The sequence below is a fragment of the Pseudoalteromonas ruthenica genome (genome assembly GCF_008808095.1).
In the GTDB taxonomy this organism is placed as follows: domain Bacteria; phylum Pseudomonadota; class Gammaproteobacteria; order Enterobacterales; family Alteromonadaceae; genus Pseudoalteromonas; species Pseudoalteromonas ruthenica.
Genome location: NZ_CP023397.1, coordinates 829,994 through 848,326, shown reverse-complemented (window position 1 = coordinate 848,326; position 18,333 = coordinate 829,994). Strand labels below are relative to the sequence as shown.

General features: G+C 43.8%; 19 protein-coding genes. 13 read left to right on the top strand and 6 right to left on the bottom strand.

Annotation, left to right across the window (positions count from 1 at the left end; genetic code table 11):
• Positions 1-623 precede the first annotated feature (623 nt).
• Positions 624-1,841 (top strand): replication protein A, encoded by a 1,218-nt coding sequence (locus tag PRUTH_RS19085; RefSeq protein WP_022946895.1) that lies wholly within the window; start codon positions 624-626, stop codon positions 1,839-1,841.
• A gap of 49 nt (positions 1,842-1,890) precedes the next feature.
• Here the strand turns inward: PRUTH_RS19085 and PRUTH_RS19080 are convergent, their stop codons facing one another.
• The gene (locus PRUTH_RS19080) at positions 1,891-2,763 is read right to left on the bottom strand and encodes a DNA replication terminus site-binding protein (RefSeq protein WP_151174253.1); all 873 of its coding nucleotides are present in this window, start codon (positions 2,761-2,763) and stop codon (positions 1,891-1,893) included.
• Positions 2,764-2,966: 203 nt separating this feature from the next.
• Between PRUTH_RS19080 and PRUTH_RS19075 the strand changes: the two genes are divergently transcribed.
• A complete protein-coding gene (locus PRUTH_RS19075) occupies positions 2,967-3,431 on the top strand; it encodes a low molecular weight protein-tyrosine-phosphatase (protein WP_151174251.1) in 465 nt (154 codons plus the stop codon).
• 163 nt (positions 3,432-3,594) lie between these two features.
• Positions 3,595-4,944, top strand: a complete 1,350-nt coding sequence (locus PRUTH_RS19070) for a class II 3-deoxy-7-phosphoheptulonate synthase (protein WP_053909445.1) — start codon at positions 3,595-3,597, stop codon at positions 4,942-4,944.
• 27 nt (positions 4,945-4,971) lie between these two features.
• Here PRUTH_RS19070 and ppsR read toward each other — a convergent pair whose 3' ends face one another.
• Positions 4,972-5,781 carry a posphoenolpyruvate synthetase regulatory kinase/phosphorylase PpsR gene (ppsR, locus tag PRUTH_RS19065; RefSeq protein WP_022946891.1) on the bottom strand — a complete coding sequence of 270 codons (810 nt, stop codon included), beginning with the start codon at positions 5,779-5,781 and terminating at the stop codon, positions 4,972-4,974.
• 144 nt (positions 5,782-5,925) lie between these two features.
• On the opposite strand from ppsR, the gene ppsA reads away from it, so the two are divergent.
• Positions 5,926-8,301, top strand: coding sequence for a phosphoenolpyruvate synthase (gene ppsA / locus PRUTH_RS19060; protein WP_151174249.1), 2,376 nt, complete (start codon positions 5,926-5,928; stop codon positions 8,299-8,301).
• Between the two features lie 38 nt (positions 8,302-8,339).
• On the opposite strand, the gene PRUTH_RS19055 is transcribed toward ppsA, so the two are convergent.
• Positions 8,340-8,552 (bottom strand): PGPGW domain-containing protein, encoded by a 213-nt coding sequence (locus PRUTH_RS19055; protein WP_022946889.1) that lies wholly within the window; start codon positions 8,550-8,552, stop codon positions 8,340-8,342.
• Between the two features lie 151 nt (positions 8,553-8,703).
• Between PRUTH_RS19055 and ydiJ the strand changes: the two genes are divergently transcribed.
• Complete coding sequence (gene ydiJ, locus PRUTH_RS19050; RefSeq protein WP_151174247.1) at positions 8,704-11,745, top strand: D-2-hydroxyglutarate dehydrogenase YdiJ; 3,042 nt, start codon at positions 8,704-8,706, stop codon at positions 11,743-11,745.
• On the opposite strand, the gene PRUTH_RS19045 is transcribed toward ydiJ, so the two are convergent.
• Both PRUTH_RS19045 and PRUTH_RS19040 read right to left on the bottom strand, forming a co-directional pair.
• The gene (locus PRUTH_RS19045) at positions 11,742-12,929 is read right to left on the bottom strand and encodes a cation:proton antiporter (RefSeq protein WP_151174245.1); all 1,188 of its coding nucleotides are present in this window, start codon (positions 12,927-12,929) and stop codon (positions 11,742-11,744) included. The genes ydiJ and PRUTH_RS19045 overlap by 4 nt on opposite strands.
• An 11-nt stretch (positions 12,930-12,940) precedes the next feature.
• Positions 12,941-14,152, bottom strand: a complete 1,212-nt coding sequence (locus PRUTH_RS19040; protein WP_151174243.1) for a tyrosine-type recombinase/integrase — start codon at positions 14,150-14,152, stop codon at positions 12,941-12,943.
• 87 nt (positions 14,153-14,239) lie between these two features.
• Here PRUTH_RS19040 and PRUTH_RS19035 point away from each other — a divergent pair, with 87 nt between their 5' ends.
• Entirely contained in the window at positions 14,240-14,809 is a 570-nt protein-coding gene (locus tag PRUTH_RS19035) for a lipid-binding SYLF domain-containing protein (protein ID WP_022946885.1), read from the top strand.
• Between the two features lie 151 nt (positions 14,810-14,960).
• On the opposite strand, the gene PRUTH_RS19030 is transcribed toward PRUTH_RS19035, so the two are convergent.
• Positions 14,961-15,326 (bottom strand): hypothetical protein, encoded by a 366-nt coding sequence (locus PRUTH_RS19030; protein WP_151174241.1) that lies wholly within the window; start codon positions 15,324-15,326, stop codon positions 14,961-14,963.
• A gap of 140 nt (positions 15,327-15,466) precedes the next feature.
• Between PRUTH_RS19030 and PRUTH_RS19025 the strand changes: the two genes are divergently transcribed.
• The 7 genes from PRUTH_RS19025 (at position 15,467) to PRUTH_RS19000 (ending at position 18,323) form a co-directional block, all read left to right on the top strand.
• Positions 15,467-15,868 (top strand): hypothetical protein, encoded by a 402-nt coding sequence (locus PRUTH_RS19025; RefSeq protein ID WP_151174239.1) that lies wholly within the window; start codon positions 15,467-15,469, stop codon positions 15,866-15,868.
• Complete coding sequence (locus tag PRUTH_RS19020) at positions 15,865-16,062, top strand: hypothetical protein (protein ID WP_151174237.1); 198 nt, start codon at positions 15,865-15,867, stop codon at positions 16,060-16,062. Before PRUTH_RS19025 ends, PRUTH_RS19020 begins: the two co-directional genes overlap by 4 nt.
• Positions 16,055-17,191 carry a phage/plasmid replication protein, II/X family gene (locus PRUTH_RS19015; protein ID WP_022946881.1) on the top strand — a complete coding sequence of 379 codons (1,137 nt, stop codon included), beginning with the start codon at positions 16,055-16,057 and terminating at the stop codon, positions 17,189-17,191. Before PRUTH_RS19020 ends, PRUTH_RS19015 begins: the two co-directional genes overlap by 8 nt.
• 16 nt (positions 17,192-17,207) lie before the next feature.
• Complete coding sequence (locus tag PRUTH_RS19010) at positions 17,208-17,549, top strand: DNA-binding protein (RefSeq protein WP_151174235.1); 342 nt, start codon at positions 17,208-17,210, stop codon at positions 17,547-17,549.
• A gap of 3 nt (positions 17,550-17,552) precedes the next feature.
• Positions 17,553-17,771, top strand: coding sequence for a hypothetical protein (locus PRUTH_RS19005; RefSeq protein ID WP_151174233.1), 219 nt, complete (start codon positions 17,553-17,555; stop codon positions 17,769-17,771).
• Positions 17,771-17,911 carry a hypothetical protein gene (locus tag PRUTH_RS19195; protein ID WP_170269024.1) on the top strand — a complete coding sequence of 47 codons (141 nt, stop codon included), beginning with the start codon at positions 17,771-17,773 and terminating at the stop codon, positions 17,909-17,911. The genes PRUTH_RS19005 and PRUTH_RS19195 overlap by 1 nt, the downstream gene beginning before the upstream one ends.
• Before the next feature lie 127 nt (positions 17,912-18,038).
• A complete protein-coding gene (locus tag PRUTH_RS19000) occupies positions 18,039-18,323 on the top strand; it encodes a major coat protein (protein ID WP_151174231.1) in 285 nt (94 codons plus the stop codon).
• The last annotated feature ends 10 nt before the right edge of the window (positions 18,324-18,333 follow it).

Genomic DNA, 18,333 nt, shown 5'->3' with positions numbered 1-18,333 from the left:
ATAGGTAGTAATAGGTTAAGGTTGCAAAATAGATAGGTAACTTACTGTTATATAATAATAAATTAAAAATTGTTAGATCATAATTTTACCTGGTAAAGATCTGATTCTTACTAGCTGCGAGATCATGTTTTTACTGACTTAAATTTAACCTGTCTAGTTATGCACATAATATTAAGTAGGTTATCCACAAAAAGCGCCCGTGAGATCATTATTTTACTATCTCTAATACGGAGCTTATGCACAATGAACAGTGGTTCTAAGCCTTGTCAGTCCTAAAAGATCGGATCTTTACTTGCTACAGATCAGATCCATACTAAGCGAAAACTTAGTTATACACAGTGCGTTGATGAAGAAGCGATTTTTGCTGTTTTTTTGTACCATAAACGGCGGTCCAAGAGCGAAAACCTAAATTTAGTTAGTAAAAATTCGATCTAACAGCGCTGAGCTAGTAAAATTGTGATCTGAAACAGAGAAAGTATGCCTACAGAAAGAGGCTGTTAGTAAAAAACTGATCTCAGGTAACTAACTTCAAGTTGGATCAGTTTTTTACTAACATAGACGATTAACTTTTGCAGCATTATGTGTTGATATTGCTGATAGCACCGAATAAACGGAAAATAACAATGAGCCGGAAGGTCAATATCTCGGTTGAAAACTTGCCTGATTCATTAAGAGGCCAAATTAATGGCGTCGAGAGCGCAACCGATAATGAAAATTTAGCCCTTTTTACGGACAACAAAGATGTTCGCATTTCTATTGAAAGTTCTGCGGCTCACGGATTAAGAGCTTATTCTAATACATTTAACCATTACGACTTGTGGGGACGCTTTGTTCGTTCAGGCCATAAGAAGCTTCCTTTAGAAGAAGCTCCCAAGAAAACCATTATTACTCGGAGAATATCTGAAAAACTAGACGGCATCCTTTATGAAGGGGAAATAAAAATTACCCCTGCTGTTGTTAGTACCCGACAAGATGGTGAAGAAGTAGAATGTTTAGTGTGGCCTTCTGACAGAGAAGAAAAAGTTGAACGCGCATTAATAAGATTGGCGTCGAAAGGTAAAATAGTAAAGATTAACTTCAAGTCTGGCATTCAATATGCGGTGATCTTTTCCATGAATGAATTGGCTCAAGAGTTAAAAGCTGTTGGTCAGTCAATGCCATATCCACAAATCAAAGAATCACTTGAAGCGTTACAAGGCTCGAAGTTGTCTTTTAAGTATTCGGCAACCGATACACGCAACTCTCATATTGATGATTCATTTTACGAGTCCAATATGAATTTTCTTTCTTCGCTGCATTTCAGCGGTAAGAAAGGGCAGGGCGGTAATGTTAAGTGCGTGGCATGTTTGAATGCATTCGTGCATAACATGATTGATAACTTGGAGTATAAGGGTTACTACTTTAACCGAGCTCAAGAATTAAAGCGCGGTCTGTCTCGATGGATGATGTTGCGTTTGTATCATTTGTGGCGTTACGCTGCGCCAGGAAAAACTTACCACTTTCGCTTAATTTCAATCATGGAGAAGTACGGCTCGATTTATGCCGACGATGAAATTACCGACAATAAACTCAAAGCCCTTCGCAGAGATATGACGACAACTATGAAAGATCTCATCGATAAGGGGGCAATATCAGATTACAGCATTTCCAATGTTAAAGATGACAACACCGGCAAGATAATTGACTACGTGTATGAAATGCATCCTTCAGATGAGTTCTGTGAAGAAATACTGACTCTGAATAAACAACATAAGCGCATTGAAATCCAAGGTGGAAAACGAATTGTTGAAAATGCCGAAGTTATTGACGAAGAACGCTTAGAGGAAATTGTCGAAAAGTAAATTCAGGCGCCAACCACCATCCCCCTCAAAAATAAGGGTGAGTGAGTGTTTACTCACCCTTTGCCAAGTAAAGACGCTCAACTAGGTACTCATACTCTCTTTTTCTAGGATCCTCTTTTAGTGTGTATGAAGTTAATTCGCCTAGTTTCAAATCCGGGTTGTCATCAAAGACAATAAACGGTAGTGCACCGCTGACATGATATCGACGTGCGTCACTGAATCTTACATTTACCTCAGGTGTCACTCGAATAGGCCGACGAATACGTAACTTTTCGTTATGACTGAGGCTGGCCACTTTTGCTTTCTCCTGTTCCACCAAACGTTGCCACTGAGTTTGGTCTATCATCCTCGGGTTTGAGTAAGCACTGCTACGCTCTAACATAGTAAGTGCTAACTTACGTGATAGAGACTTGGTGGAATGCTTTTTCATCCAAGTAAAACGCACGGAAGAAGGGGAATTGCCTTCGTAATGTATACGTCGATAAAACGACAACGTTTGTAGCCCTGGCACTGCGCTATGAACTGCATCAAAGCGGGCGTCATTGTTATCGTAAGTAAGCACTAACTTTTTAAATTCCATTTTTAGCTCATTTATCTTGTCTATATATGGAATCAGCTCAGACTCACTCTGTTTAGCTAAAACAATTAACCCTGGATGGCGGCGCGCCATTTTGCTACTTAAACCTTGTTGTCTATAAAAGTCAGTGTAGGAATTGCAGATGCTTAACAATGCTTGTTGGCCATCATGAGCGGTTACTGGAATAGAGCTCAACGCTTGACGTTCGTCATCCGTAGTCGGTGCGGGTAATTCAAAATATCGACTATGGTGTATGGGCTGCTTTTTAACCGTTTCGGTAAGCGCTTGTAAATAATCACCTGTTAAATCGAATATTGCTCTAAGCTGTGTTTTTACTGAACTCATAAGTCAAAACTATAACGAACACATCATACTATGGAGGATACCTGATAGATCACTTAAAGCAAATGTCCTTTGGTAAATTTGGTATAACAGTATACACCGATGCAAAGATATAATAGTTAGAACATAAAGTATGATGTGTTCATAAATTGAATTACATTAACCACTGTGGCTAAATGAATGAATCACATCCAAAGGAGTAACTAATGAAAATCATGTTTGTATGCTTAGGGAATATATGTCGCTCGCCAACCGCCCACGGTATTGCTATTAAATTAATTCGAGATTCACAGCTAAATCAGGTAACCGTAACCAGCTCGGGGACCGCAAGCTACCATGTGGGTTCACCCCCTGATAAAAGGGCAACTGAATATGCCTTATCTAAGGGCGTAGACCTAAGCGTTCTTAGGGCACAACAGCTGCAAACGGCAGACTTTTATGAGCAAGACCTAATTCTGGTGATGGATCAAAGTAATTATGAAAATGCGCTTGCTCTAAGACCAGCTGATGCTACAGCTAAGGTTGAAAAGCTACTGTGGTATTACCCGAACTGTCCTTTTGAGGATGTTCCAGATCCATATTATGGTGAAGATGAGGGATTTGCTCAGGTTTTCCATCTATGTGAGGTCGCAATTACCCATTTGTTAGAAGACATTTCAAAAACCCGTTGATGATGAGGTAAACTAATAAGCACATTATGTATGATGTGTTCATTATGCCATTTTCCTGATTCTTGTAATTTATTTAACGAACAGCGCCTTTACCCCTTGCGTCAGCGCCCGCCATTCGGTACTTTCGAGGGGAGGTAACAATAGGAATGAGGAAAGATAAAAAGTGAAACCTTGGAGTCCCAATAGTTGGAGAGATTTACCAATCGTCCAACAACCCACATACCCAGATGAAGCCCAACTGGGAAAAGTTGAGAGCGAATTAAATAATGCTCCGCCATTAGTGTTTGCTGAAGAAACAAGAAGTTTGTTCAAACAGCTAGAAGATGTATGCGAAGGCCGTGCGTTTTTGTTACAAGGCGGAGACTGCGCCGAATCATTTAACGATTTTAATGCAGCCAATATACGCGATACATTTAAAACCTTGCTGCAAATGGCAGTGGTGCTAACCTATGGCGGCAAGTGTCCGGTCGTAAAAATTGCTCGTATGGCGGGGCAGTTCGCTAAACCGCGCTCAGCAGACATCGAAACTAAAGACGGTACATCGCTGCCTTCATACCGTGGCGACATTATTAATAGCTACGAGTTCACCGAGCAAGCTCGAGTACCAGATCCGCAGCGGTTAATGAAGGCATACCACCACAGCGCCGCGACCTTGAACTTATTACGTGCTTTCGCTCAAGGTGGTCTAGCTGATTTACACCAGGTAAACCGCTGGAACATGAGCTTTGTCGCTGCTAACCCGTTGAAGGATAAATACCAACAGCTGGCTGACAGAATCCAGGATGCGTTAGAGTTTATGGAAGTCTGTGGTATCAACTCCACCAATGCTCCATCACTCACAGAAACAGCTTTGTACACGTCTCATGAAGCGCTGCTATTAGGCTATGAGCAAGCGCTGACCCGCCGTGACCACCTCAGTGGTGACTGGTATGATTGCTCGGCGCATTTCGTATGGATTGGCGAGCGCACACGCCAGTTAGATCATGCCCACATTGAATTTTTCCGTGGCATTAAAAACCCGATTGGCGTGAAGGTCGGCCCAGGCATGGACCCAGACGAGCTCATTCGCTTGATTGACGCCGTAAACCCGGAAAATATTCCTGGTAGGTTAACGCTTATCACACGCATGGGCGCTGACGTGCTTCCAGAAAAATTGCCCGCTTTGGTGCGTAAAGTTCAGCAAGAAGGGCGCAAGGTTATCTGGAGTTCAGACCCGATGCATGGCAACACGGAAAAGGCCAGCTCCGGTTATAAAACTCGAAGCTTTGACAATATTCTGCGCGAGATCAGTCAGTTTTTTGCTGTTCACAAAGCAGAAGGGTCTTATGCCGGCGGTGTTCATTTGGAAATGACCGGCCAGCACGTGACCGAGTGCACAGGTGGTGCATATGGGTTGTCTGATGCAGATCTAGCGCAGCGTTATCGCACCCAATGCGACCCTCGCCTTAATGCCGACCAGGTCCTCGAGCTTGGCTTCTTAGTGGCAGACTTATTAAAGGATGCCCGCAAGTAAAATGAAAAGCGCCAACGTGGCGCTTTTTTAATATTTACGACGTTGTAGGCCAGATTCTGCCATTATCTTGGCAGAGATTTCCTCCACTGAATGATGAGTAGAATTGAAGTGAGGAATTTTAAAACGCTTATAGAGCATTTCTACTTCGCGGATTTCAATCCGACATTGTCGCAATGATGCGTAACGAGAGTTCGCCATACGCTCATTACGTATAGCCGCTAGGCGTTGCGGCTCAATGGTTAATCCAAACAGCTTATCCTTATACGGCTGCAAACATCGCGGCAGCTCCCCAGATTCTAAGTCATCTGGAGTGAAAGGGTAATTCGCTGCCTTAATGCCGTACTGCAACGCTAAATAGAGGCTTGTTGGTGTCTTACCACTGCGGCTTACGCCCACAAGCACCACATCAGCCTGGTCATAATCTTTTATGTTCGCACCGTCATCATTTGCCAATGCATAATTAACTGCGGCAATACGATAGTCATAAGATTGCTCGTGAATACTGTGCGTGCGATGCACTTTGGGCACGGGCTCAACATTGAGCTCCCTCTGAATTTGCGCACTGAACGTGGAAATAAAGTCATAGCAAATGGCATTACTTGATTGAATAATCTCACTGAGTTCTGGGTTAACAAACGTCAAAAACACAATAGGTTTTTCATGGCTGAAACTGGCCGCTTGCTCGAGCTGAGATTTTACTTCCCGCGCTTTTTCGACGGTTTCAACAAACGGAATGGTGATGTGTTTAAATTCTACAGGAAATAGCGATAACGTGGCATGGCCGAACGTTTCAGCGGTTATAGCGGTGCCATCGGATATATAAAACGCGCTACGCATGAGAGTCCTTTTTTATTAGTATCTTGGTATAAACCGCCGGTACACGGTTTACGCATCAGTGGTTGCCAGTGTAGAATGATAGCGCCTCATTTAAAAGGTCGCGTTTGCGGCCAAACTTACAATTTGTTTTTTGGAGAAAGTTCCGTGCAAGAATACGTTCTCTGGTATCAAGAGCTTGGTATGCAAGATGTGCCAAGGGTTGGAGGCAAAAACGCCTCACTTGGTGAGATGATTTCCAACCTGGCGAACGCGGGCGTGCAAGTGCCTGGCGGTTTCGCAACAACCGCATCAGCATTTAACGAGTTTCTTGAGCAATCTGGATTGAATGCTCGCATCCACGACGCACTAGACAAACTAGACGTTGAAGATGTAAATGAATTAGCCAAAGTTGGCGCCGAAATCCGTCAGTGGATTATCGACACCCCTTTCCAAGCCTCCTTGGACCAAGCTATCCGTGACGCTTACGCGCAATTACACGGTGACCCAGCTCAAGACGTATCATTCGCAGTTCGCTCGTCAGCCACTGCAGAGGACATGCCCGACGCCTCCTTCGCGGGCCAGCAAGAAACTTTCCTTAACGTGCGCGGCATCGATTCAGTAATGACCGCTATCAAACACGTATTCGCTTCTTTATTTAACGACCGTGCTATTTCATATCGCGTGCACCAAGGCTACGACCACAAAGGTGTGGCGTTATCGGCCGGTATTCAACGTATGGCGCGCTCAGATAAAGCAGCGTCCGGCGTTATGTTCAGCATTGATACCGAATCAGGCTTTGAAGATGTGGTATTCGTGACTTCAAGTTATGGCTTGGGCGAAATGGTCGTACAAGGCGCGGTAAATCCAGATGAGTTTTATGTTCATAAGCCAACCTTAGCCAATGGTAAGCCTGCGGTCGTGCGCCGTAATATCGGCTCAAAAGCTATCCAGATGGTGTACTCAAGCGATGAAAGCCATGGCAAGCAAGTAGAAATCGTTGATATCGACCCGGCATTATCCAACACCTTCTCAATCACTGATGATGAAGTGATGGAACTTGCCAAGCAGGCTGTCATCATCGAGAAGCATTACGGTCGTCCTATGGATATTGAATGGGCGAAAGACGGCAACGACGGTAAGCTATACATCGTTCAAGCTCGTCCAGAAACTGTGCGCTCAAATGAAGATGCCAATGTCATGGAGCGCTTCCAATTGAAAGGCCAAGCGCCGGTGATCGCTGAAGGACGTGCAATTGGCCATAAAATTGGCGCCGGGGTAGTACGTGTTCTCAATTCAATTGATGAAATGGATAAAGTACAGCAAGGCGATATTCTTGTCACCGATATGACAGACCCTGATTGGGAACCTATCATGAAGCGCGCTGCGGCTATCGTTACCAACCGAGGTGGGCGTACTTGTCACGCAGCCATCATTGCGCGTGAACTTGGTATCCCGGCAGTAGTAGGCTGTGGTAACGCCACAGATCTTATTACGGCAAACCAAGAAGTAACGGTATCATGTGCTGAAGGCGATACAGGTTATATCTATCAAGGTCAACTTGAGTATGATGTACTCACATCTCGGGTAGACGAGATGCCTGAATTGCCAATGAAGATAATGATGAACGTGGGTAATCCAGACCGTGCGTTTGATTTTGCCCGCTTACCTCACGCTGGCGTCGGTCTCGCACGCTTAGAGTTTATTATTAACCGCATGATCGGTGTTCACCCTAAAGCGCTGTTGAATTTTGATGCTCAATCTAGCGAATTGCAGGCTGAAATTAACGATATCATTGCTGGTTATGAATCTCCTCGCGAGTTTTACATCGCCAAACTAGTAGAGGGTATCGCTACCTTGGGTTGTGCTTTTGCACCACAACGCGTCATCGTTCGTATGTCTGACTTTAAGTCTAACGAATATGCAAACCTAGTTGACGGCCAGCAATACGAGCCAGACGAAGAAAACCCAATGATTGGTTTCCGTGGTGCTTCACGTTACGTGAGTGAAGATTTCCGCGACTGCTTCGCTCTTGAGTGTGAAGCAATCAAGCGTGTTCGTAACGACATGGGTTTAACCAATGTTGAGATCATGATTCCTTTTGTTCGCACAGTGGACGAGGGCAAACGTGTTATCGAATTACTGGAGGAGCACGGCTTAAAACGCGGTGATAACGGCCTTAAAGTAATTATGATGTGTGAATTACCTTCAAATGCTCTGCTAGCTGAAGAATTCTTAGAGCACTTTGATGGTTTTTCAATTGGTTCTAATGACCTAACCCAACTCAGCCTCGGCCTTGATAGAGATTCAGGTTTAATCGCGCACTTGTTCGATGAACGTGACCCAGCTGTTAAAAAGCTACTTTCTATGGCGATAAAAACAGCCAAAGCAAAAGGCAAATATGTGGGTATTTGTGGTCAAGGCCCTTCAGATCATGAAGACTTTGCCGCATGGCTAGTGCAAGAGGGTATCGACTCTGTATCGTTAAACCCGGATACGGTGCTAGAAACCTGGCTATACCTTGCAGAAAAGCTTAAAGGCTAATCTGACAAGATAAAGGGCGAGTTTCTCGCCCTTTATTGTTATCGCTTCGCTAGTTTTCTATCTAATAGCTGACACCCTTTGCTCAGGGTGCTTTGGCAATAACGTAAATATTTTCGAGCCCCTGGGTAATGTACCGCAAGTAGCGTTAAGCCTATTAAGAAGAAAATGACTGACGGCCCTGGTACCACAGCAAACACTATCCCCAGTACAAAACAGAGCGCGGCAGCTAAGTTCATTATCACCTTTTTCATCTGTTTTTCCTAAATATAAAGTATTGATCTTACCTTAGCAGGAAAGCGTATGAACAGGCATTCCAATTTGTAACAATCTGTACATTCTTCAATTTAGAACTGGTCGCATCATGGTATAATGTGTGCGTCCGTCACCAAGAACAATTCCAGCATGATAGCAAAGTTAACTGTAGAGCAAGTCAGTTCCGAGCTGGTACTGCATTACCTAAAAACTATAAAAAAAGAAGGCTTCAGTGGTGAGGTCGATGCCACTTATGGCACGCGATTGCTTGCTGCAACCGACAACAGCGTGTATCAGCAAATACCGCAAGGCGTGATCTTTCCCAAAACAAACAAAGACATTCAACTAGCCCTCAATATTGCCTCGCATGATCCGTTCCTTGAGCTTACTTTTGGCCCGCGCGGCGGTGGCACTGGCACGAATGGTCAGTCGTTAACACCAGGCATCGTTATCGATTTATCTCGTCATATGCAGCAGATAATCGAAATCAATGAACAAGAAGGGTGGGTACGGGTGCAAGCCGGCGTCATTAAAGACCAACTTAATGACTTTTTGCGTCCTTATGGATACTTTTTTGCGCCAGATTTATCGACCAGTAATCGCGCCACTATAGGTGGGATGATCAATACTGATGCGTCAGGACAGGGCAGCTTAGTCTACGGTAAAACCTCTGACCATACTTTAGCAATAAAGGCCTTTTTAGCCGATGGCAGCGAGCTGGAAACACAGCGTATTAGTCGCGAAAAGGCCGAGGTGATTGCCGATCAAGACACCTCTGTTGGCAAGCTATATAAAACGGCCCTTGATGTAAGCGTTGGCAAGCGCGAGCAAATCCTTAAAAAATTCCCACGACTCAACCGCTTCTTAACCGGATACGATCTTGAACATGTGCTCAGCGATGACATGTCTGAGTTCGACCTCGGTCGGTTGATCACCGGCTCAGAAGGTTCATTGGCAATTGTCAGTGAAGCAAAACTCACTATTACTCCCATCGCTAAGTTCAAAACGCTGATTAATATTAAATACGATAGTTTTGACTCAGCACTGCGCAACTCCCCATTTTTGGTAGATGCCGAAGCGACGTCCGTAGAGACGGTCGACAGCAAAGTGCTTAACTTAGCGCGTGAAGACATTATTTGGCATTCAGTATCGGACTTAATTACAGATGTACCCGGCCAAGACATGCAAGGGCTGAACATGGTCGAGTTTAATGCCGAACGCAAAGAAGATATGCGCGATAAAATAGACGCCTTATGCGCTAAGCTCGATAAATTAATTGCCAACAAAGACGCTGGCGTTATCGGCTATCAGCTCACAGATGATGTCTCGGAGATTCAGAAAATTTACGCGATGCGTAAAAAATCAGTCGGCTTGTTAGGCAACACCAAAGGCAAGCAAAAGCCATTAGCCTTTGCTGAAGATACCGCCGTACCGCCAGAAAACCTAGCTGATTTTATCGCTGAATTTAGAGCATTACTTGATAGCCACAATTTGCACTACGGCATGTTTGGTCATGTCGATGCCGGTGTTTTACATGTTCGACCCGCGTTAGATATGTGTGACCCTGAACAAGAAAAAACATTGCGCACGATTTCAGACCAAGTCGTTGCATTAACCGCTAAGTATGGTGGATTGATGTGGGGAGAACACGGTAAAGGCTATCGCAGTGAATATGGCCCCGAGTTTTTTGGTGAACAGCTATTTAATGAATTACGACGTATCAAAGCGGCATTCGACCCTCACAATAAAATGAACCCAGGGAAAATTTGTACGCCCCTTGAGTCAAATGACCAATTAGTGAGTGTGGATGACAAAAAGCGCGGTTGGTTTGATAGACAAATTGATATCGCGGTGCGTGACAGTTTTGATACCAGCATGAACTGTAACGGTAACGGTTTATGCTTTAATTATGATGCAAGCTCACCGATGTGCCCATCTTATAAGGCCACGGGTGATCGACGCTTTTCGCCAAAAGGTCGCGCAGGATTAATGCGTGAATGGTTAAGGTTACAAAGCGAGCAGGACGTTGACTTATTGCAAGAAGAAAAAGCCATATCTAAAAAAGAAGGGCCCACATGGTGGGAACGCTTTTTAAATTCAAAAGCAAAGCGCAGTGGCGAGTATGACTTTTCCCATGAAGTGAAGCAGTCAATGGATGAGTGTTTAGCATGTAAAGCGTGTACAACTGCATGCCCAATCAAAGTCGATGTGCCTACATTCCGCGCGCGCTTTTTAAATTATTACTACAGCCTGTATAACCGGCCAGCAAAAGATTATTTAGTAGCAAGTATTGAGCAAACCGCGCCACTATTGGCTAAATTCTCGAGCGTAACAGCCCCTGTTATGCAATCGAACCTTGTTCAAAAAGCGATTAAAGCGACTTTAGGTTATGTAAACACGCCTACACCAAGTCACCCAAATTTAGCCAAACGTACGCAACAGTTACGCAAGTTTGATTTACAATACCTTAATTCGTTGGATGCGCAGCAAAAACGCGACTATGTGTTGATAGTACAAGACCCATTCACAAGCTTTTATGAAGCAGAACTTGTTGAAAGCTTTGTTAAAGTGGCACAAGCTTTAGGCAAACAGCCAATTTTGTTGCCGTTCAAGCCGAATGGTAAACCGCAACACGTAAAAGGTTTTTTAGCCAAATTCGCGAAAACCGCTAAAACCTCAGCCGACTTTTTAAATCAGGTCAGTGAACTCGGTATCCCAATGGTCGGGCTCGATGCCTCCCTTGTGTTATGTTACCGCGATGAATATGCCACTATCTTGGGTGACAACCGAGGTGATTTTGAAGTCCTCGTTGCCCATGAATGGCTGGAAGATCAACCGTTTAAGCAGACAGTGTTCGAACCAACACCTGCTTATACTTTGCTCAGTCATTGCAGTGAAACAACGTCTCTTCCACACAGCGCCAATGTTTGGCAGGGGATATTTTCTCGTGTTGGCTTACTACTTAAACCTCAGGCAACAGGGTGTTGTGGCATGGCAGGGACTTACGGCCATGAAGTACAAAACCAAGAGAACAGCCGTACTTTATATGAATTGAGTTGGCAACAACCCGTTCAGCACACTGATCCTTCGCGGTTATTAGCAACAGGATTCTCATGCCGTAGCCAAGTAAAACGGTACGCGCAATTTAAGCCCAAGCACCCAATAGAGGTGCTAGCGAATGTGCTTAGTTAATTTCTATTTTTATAGGAATTAGCAATCGGGCGAGTGGTGATCCCATGAATGAAGACACTCATCAAAATGGTGAGTGTCGCTAACTCGGCTAAGCCATTTTCAGTAGACTCTAACACCATTAGCGTAAATACAATGGATGCCAACCCCCTTGGACCAAACCAAGCAAGCGTAAATTTTTCTTTTAATGACAGTTTGTTAAAAGGAATTAAGCTCAACATCACCGGGACCACACGTACTAAGGTTGCAGCTAAGAATGCAAATAATACTTTATAGATATTTAGATCTATTGTTTGAAGTTGGATGAAGGCATATGCACCGAATAAACACCAGATAAGATAGGAAAAGAAGTCTGCGATATGCTCACTGTCTTCTATTAGTTTTTCATCATCGTCGGCACGATAAAATTTATCAAAAACCAAACCACCTACAAATGCCGCAACAAAGCCACTGCCGCCAAGGAGTTGGGCGAGAGTGAACACACTAACAGCGACCGACAAAACTAAAAATGGACTCGATGATTTCTCAAAGTAATGGCGAGTAGCGCTTAGCTGAGTAAGCTTTAATGCCCCATAGGTAACACTGACACCAACAATGAGTGCGACACCAATTTCTTCAATGAGAAATGTAAGCATCGTCGCCGCACCTTGAAACTCACCATGCTGCCAAGAAAGAAACAAGAATAAAAATATAGGAACGCACATCCCATCGTTAAGACCGCTTTCCACATTGATCGATTCACGTATTTTTTCTGGAACACTTTGCGATTCGAGCAAGCCTTTGCTAAGCGCAGCGTCTGTAGGTGTTAAGATGATGGCCAATAGGGCCAAGGCAATAATGTGCATGTGCGGAAAAAGTAAATACCCCAAAGCAAACGTAGCAAAAAAGGTTATTGGTAAAGCGACAAACAAAAGCACCAAAGGATACTTGAACTGCGACTTTAGTACATTAATACGCGTCTTGGCTGCATCAGTAAAAAGAAATACCGCAAGTGTCAATTCAACTAATGGTAATAGCGCGCTCAATGGCTGATCCACTTTCATTGCATCGCTAAATGCCCAGGCAAGCGCGGCACCGACAATGACAAAATACATTGGGCCAGTTAATTCAGCCCGAGCCAATCTACGAAAGCTAACTGAGTAAATAAAAAATGCTAAGCCCAGGGCTGCTGCCAATTGATATTCCATAAATGCAGTTCCTAAAGTTTACGTTTAACACCCGATTTAGCGCGCTCTTTTATATTCGTTTGAATATAAATTTGATCCGTGGTCGCAATTTTTGCATGACCTAAATCTTCGGACAGGTGCTTGAGCGGCCTTGAAGCAGCATCATGAGTTGCCCCCGTATGACGCAGCCAATGAGCAGTTGCTGCTTGTAGCTTTTCAGCTTCTTCAGTGAAGCCATCGGCCACCAGCGCTGAGCTGGCCAATTCAAAACTTTGCGCAACAAGGCGGCGAATTTGTCTAACCGTCATTCCGCCTTTCCCCCGTATTTTATGAATTAGTGGGTAGGGCTCATCAACACGGGGCAGGGCACTTAACCCTCTATACAAACGGTAGCGTTTTAAATACGCAATAAAATCTTGGCTTAACGTAACATCACGGAGTTTGTTACCTTTGCCCATAACACGCAAAAACCAAAAGCCATCAGCGTCTTGCCAAAAATGCGACATGACAGGAGACCAATTAGTACGCTCAGACAACTCAGAGATCCTTAAATACAGGCCTTTCAAACAGGCTAAAGTAAAAAGATTACGTTCTAGATCAGGGTCTTCCTGACATTGCTCTTCGGTTACACGCAGTACATATTCCCACTGCAAATCACTGAGAGTATCCGGTTGATTGATTTGCGACTGAACAACTAAATAAGGGCAGTTCTTTTTAACTACCGGGACAAAATTTGCGAACGCTTGCTCTTCTAAAATAGCAAACTTATAAAATACATTAAGTGCTGTAAAAGTCGCATTTAAACTTTGTTGCGATGGCTTTGTCTCGCGTGCTATAAACGGTCGCCATTTTTCATTGGCTTTACGTAAACCTTGATGCTGTTTAAAGCGCCATTGCACTGAGTTGGAACACCAGGCTTTATCTGGTTCAACAACAAAATCAATGTAGTGCTCAATATCTTCTCGTTTCAAAGAAAACAAAGAACATGTTTTATTAAACCAAGTCCACAAAGCAAAGCGTTCTATCTCATTACGAAACCGAGTAAAAGTGGCATCTGACTTTCGACCGTATACGTATAAAAACCGGTAGATAAATAGCAAATCTTGTTTAACTTCAGCGACGTTTAAGCTTTGTTGAGCTATAAATGCAGCAAGTTCAGGGTATTCGCTGTGCAACGTATCATCTTCAAGATGCGCTATTTGATAGCGAAGTTGTTTAAAGGTATCGACTAGTGGCGTAAGCATACTGACAACTGGACTACAATAATATAATGCATAGCTTACCATAAAGTCCGATACTGTCTAGTATTGGACATAAAGAAGGGGTTTTAAATGAAACTATCGAAATCGGTGCTAACGTATTCTTTTATTTTCACTTTGTTCGCGGTGCTGACTGGATGTGCAAGCACTGGCACGCCAGCGCAGAAGCGACAAGTAGTTCAAGATATGCGCAGTGATACTCTTAATCGCCTTTATGACCAGAAGCCGGATGTTCGTAATCAACTAACCTCTGCAGCAGGTTACGCCGTATTTGATAATGCCAATGTGAACGTAATCTTTGCAAGTTTTGGCGGTGGCTATGGTGTTGCAAAAAATAATCGCACCGGCGAATGGACCTATATGAAAATGGGTGAAGCTGGGCTAGGGTTAGGCTTAGGAGTTAAAGATTTTAATGTAGTGATGGTGTTTCATACCGAAGATGCACTCAATTATTTCATTAAGAATGGTTGGGCATTTGGTGGTAACGCCGATGCTGCTGCAAAGCATAAAACTGAAGGTGGAGCCGTTGCCGCTGAAGCCCAAGTTGGCGATGTGACTATTTATTCCATGACTGAAACAGGGTTAGCTCTGCAAGCAGTTCTAAAAGGAACCAAGTTTTGGAAAGATGACGAATTAAATTAAAATCAAGTTCTCTCGGCTCACGGAACCGTGAGCCATTCGCTTTCGAATTATGAAAACGCCCCTCAAATAACAGCTCTTCCTCTTTAATAAACAGGGTCTATCTTAAGGAACTTTATTAAAATAACATATTTAACATAACATAAATTATAGGCTATGGCGTACAGAGAGAGCCCTCAGGCTCATTTTGGGTTACACCCAATACCAACCCAGCAGCAAGCAACAACATCGCCGCAGAATGGCCTGCTGCTTTAATCTTTTTTGCCAAGGATTCGTAAACGCTTTTTTCTTCCTCAGACTTAGACTTTTCGATCCCTAAATTGATGATCACTTCCTCAACGTTCAGCCCAGATTCGTTCGCAATGAACAAAGCTTGTTCAGCCGTTAGGTGTCTAGTCCCCGCTTTGATGTTCGCTAACACTCCTTTAGATAGTTTAGGAATGTCCATAGCAGCTTGTTTATCTTGAGAATAGCCTTTTGTTTCTTTGTAGATCTCAACCAACTTATAGCTGTAGTTCATGGCTCTAGCCTTTGAATTTATTGATGAATCTATTTTAGTCCACAAATTTGATGATTGACATCTTGACGGTCATCACAGTTGATGACTAGAATATTTCAGACATCATTATTGATGTTTGGGAATCACAAGGAGTCACCACCATGACAATCGACCAAATTTTAAAGCAGTCAAAAAGCAGCTTTGGGAATATCTGGATCAACAACTCGATACTTGGCCAACACACCATAGGCACGAACGCTTATCACATGTTGGCACTGTCGATTAAACAAGAACGCGCGACCATCGAAAAATTGCGCGTCCTGTTTTTGCCCAACGTTAGCAACGCCGAACTGCAAAACGTCATTTTCAATTTGGACAAAGAAATTAATTCATTCACTCACGCTCACCCAAACCATTTAGATATGTCGGGCTATCACTCGCTTATTGGCACATTGGAATTTTTTGGGCAAGAATGGTTAAATCGAAACGATTCCAACCTTAAGCCCCCTGCTTGTGATTCCCGTCATTACTCAAACTTTGAGTATGCAGGGGGCGCTTTATGAACCGCCTTACTTTTCTAACTGACGAAGAAAAACTGCTTCTAGACAACATTCTTGTTAGTGCGGCAATTGATTTTGAAGAGCAATCAAACGATCCGTACAGCTCTGATCAACTTCGTAAACAAGCTACGAATCAAATGTCTACTCTGCGAAGCATCTTAAATAAAATCCATATCGACGGAGCTGGTCATGATTGATTGGCTGACCGCAGTTATTCCAGTTCGCCACCGATATATAAACAACGGTCACATTATTTCGGTTGACCGTTTTGGCGAAGAAGAATGGCACACCCATAAACGCAATACCTGTCGCGGCTCGTTCGAATCTGCAATTCAGATTTGCAGTAATGACATAACCGAATGCCACCAATTTGCGCAAAACCTGTTTATTGATGGGAACCCAACCAAGTTCCTCCAAGGCCACAACGTAGCAGGCACAGACGATGTTTGCCTGCTGGCCTTTCTTACTGTGAACGCCATTTTTCAGCAATTCGAACTGTACGACATTGCATATCAAGATGGTGAATATACGCCTGTTCGCTTTGCTCATGGCCATGCAATTGTAGTTAATGAGTTCACCGAACGCAGCATTAAAAACGGCAATTTTTCTATTAAGAAAATAGATATTAACTACATGTTTGAACTAGAAAATCAAAACGATGTTGACGCTTATATTGATGCCTGCGCAGAGAAAACAAGAACTCGTCATGGCCGTGCTTTAAATAGCAAAGGCACAGTATATTGGGGTAAACACTCTCGCCGATGGGCTATTAAACTTTACAGTAAATATAATGAATTATTACGCGGTGGTAAGGGCCATACACTTCCCCAAGAACTAATCAACAGCCCATTACTTGATTACTGCCGCGCCAAGCTTCGCTTTGAACTCCGACTCATGAAAACGGAACTACGTAAACTTGCCTTGGCGTTTTTCGATGCCGAAGAGTTCAAAGCATCCTTCTTTAACACCCCCGTCACTGATGACGAAGGCAATACATTTAACCTGACACCAGAGTCACTATTTAACCGCTACATAGCGAGAATCGACATGAATGCACAAGTTCCAATTACTGGACGAAAGTCCCTGCAACTACCAACTAAGGTACGTGGTACATACGAGTTATGGCGCACTGGCCACAACGTAAGAGACATTATTTCGCGCCCTACTTTCTATCGACACAGAAAAGAACTCGCTCAATTCGGTATCGATATTAGCTTACCTCCTGCCAACGCAGACGAGCATAAATCCGAGGTTGTGCCTCTGGTGCGCATCCTTGAAGCGCGCCCCGCTTCTACCTCAGAAATCCAAGAATACTTAATCAACTAAGACGGGAGTCAGAACCATGAATCAATTACGTTTCGGAACCAACTTCACAGGTATTTGTAAGGGCATTAAACAAGTGCCTAAGACCAATAAGAAAACAGGCGAAATGTATAACGAAATCTATGTTGGCATCGCTATTCCCAAGGCCAATGGCTTTGAGGGCGAAGAATCAATCTTTGATATTCAGATTGGTAAAAAGGCTCAGGAAGTCGGCATGCCAGGCATCTTGGCCGAAGCCCAGGGTAAAACCGTAACCGTGCCTATCTTTGAGCGTCACCGCTGTTGGAAAGACCGCGTTTATACAAACACCTACCTAGGCACCCAAGAGCCTAAAGATATTGTGATTAACGATAAGGCCTAACGCATGGACTTAACAAACCTAACGCAACAAGAGATAGATGCCATCGTTAATGCGCTGTTTCTAACTGTCATTGGCGGCGTGATGGTGGCCCTTGTTGCTTACGACTTGTTGTTCTCATTCTGTCGTTTTGTTGCTAGGTGCCTTGGCTTACGTTCTGAGCCTAAGAGCAACGTTCGCTTAGCCAATTCAAACGAACAAATGTTTGGCGACAAGGACGACTAATGGAAACCGTGAATATAAACCCTGAGCAAATACAGCAACTCATTGATGCGGTTTACTACCTTGGTCGCTGTATTTTCTATTCAACGATGTGTGTCTGTCTTTGCTTAGGATTCAACGCTTGGGAGTCATCAGCAAAATGATTGAGCTATCCGAGTTTATATCATTTTGCATTGGAGCTTATGCCATAGGCTGGAGCTGCACTGCAATTTTGTACGTCTTCCGCCGAATAGCGTGGATGGCAACTTAAACCAAAGAGGAGAAATCATCATGGGCAAACAAATCGAAACCATGAAAAACGAAAACGGGGTGTATCAGGCCACTGACGCACCCACGAAGAAACGCCGCACAGCTGTGCAAATTTTGGCTGGTCTAGGTGCATTAGCTTCGGGTAGTGCTATGGCCGCAGTACCGGAGGCAGCATCTAACGCCATGACTCAGGTGCAAACCGATGGCTTAGCAATGATTGATTTAGCATGGCCTGTCGCTGCATCGTTTCTAGGTGGTTTCATTCTGCTTCGTCTGTTCAAGCGTGCAGTTCGCGCAGCTACCTAACCAATAGGAG

Coding starts and splice junctions, on each gene's coding strand:
- PRUTH_RS19195 (WP_170269024.1), top strand. CDS start 17,771: ATGGAAACCGTGAATATAAACCCTGAGCAAATACAGCAACTCATTGAT.
- PRUTH_RS19045 (WP_151174245.1), bottom strand. CDS start 12,929: ATGGAATATCAATTGGCAGCAGCCCTGGGCTTAGCATTTTTTATTTAC.
- PRUTH_RS19000 (WP_151174231.1), top strand. CDS start 18,039: ATGGGCAAACAAATCGAAACCATGAAAAACGAAAACGGGGTGTATCAG.
- PRUTH_RS19010 (WP_151174235.1), top strand. CDS start 17,208: ATGAATCAATTACGTTTCGGAACCAACTTCACAGGTATTTGTAAGGGC.
- PRUTH_RS19030 (WP_151174241.1), bottom strand. CDS start 15,326: ATGAACTACAGCTATAAGTTGGTTGAGATCTACAAAGAAACAAAAGGC.
- ydiJ (WP_151174247.1), top strand. CDS start 8,704: ATGATAGCAAAGTTAACTGTAGAGCAAGTCAGTTCCGAGCTGGTACTG.
- PRUTH_RS19085 (WP_022946895.1), top strand. CDS start 624: ATGAGCCGGAAGGTCAATATCTCGGTTGAAAACTTGCCTGATTCATTA.
- PRUTH_RS19005 (WP_151174233.1), top strand. CDS start 17,553: ATGGACTTAACAAACCTAACGCAACAAGAGATAGATGCCATCGTTAAT.
- PRUTH_RS19025 (WP_151174239.1), top strand. CDS start 15,467: ATGACAATCGACCAAATTTTAAAGCAGTCAAAAAGCAGCTTTGGGAAT.
- PRUTH_RS19080 (WP_151174253.1), bottom strand. CDS start 2,763: ATGAGTTCAGTAAAAACACAGCTTAGAGCAATATTCGATTTAACAGGT.
- PRUTH_RS19035 (WP_022946885.1), top strand. CDS start 14,240: ATGAAACTATCGAAATCGGTGCTAACGTATTCTTTTATTTTCACTTTG.
- PRUTH_RS19075 (WP_151174251.1), top strand. CDS start 2,967: ATGAAAATCATGTTTGTATGCTTAGGGAATATATGTCGCTCGCCAACC.
- PRUTH_RS19015 (WP_022946881.1), top strand. CDS start 16,055: ATGATTGATTGGCTGACCGCAGTTATTCCAGTTCGCCACCGATATATA.
- ppsR (WP_022946891.1), bottom strand. CDS start 5,781: ATGCGTAGCGCGTTTTATATATCCGATGGCACCGCTATAACCGCTGAA.
- PRUTH_RS19020 (WP_151174237.1), top strand. CDS start 15,865: ATGAACCGCCTTACTTTTCTAACTGACGAAGAAAAACTGCTTCTAGAC.
- PRUTH_RS19055 (WP_022946889.1), bottom strand. CDS start 8,552: ATGAAAAAGGTGATAATGAACTTAGCTGCCGCGCTCTGTTTTGTACTG.
- PRUTH_RS19040 (WP_151174243.1), bottom strand. CDS start 14,152: ATGCTTACGCCACTAGTCGATACCTTTAAACAACTTCGCTATCAAATA.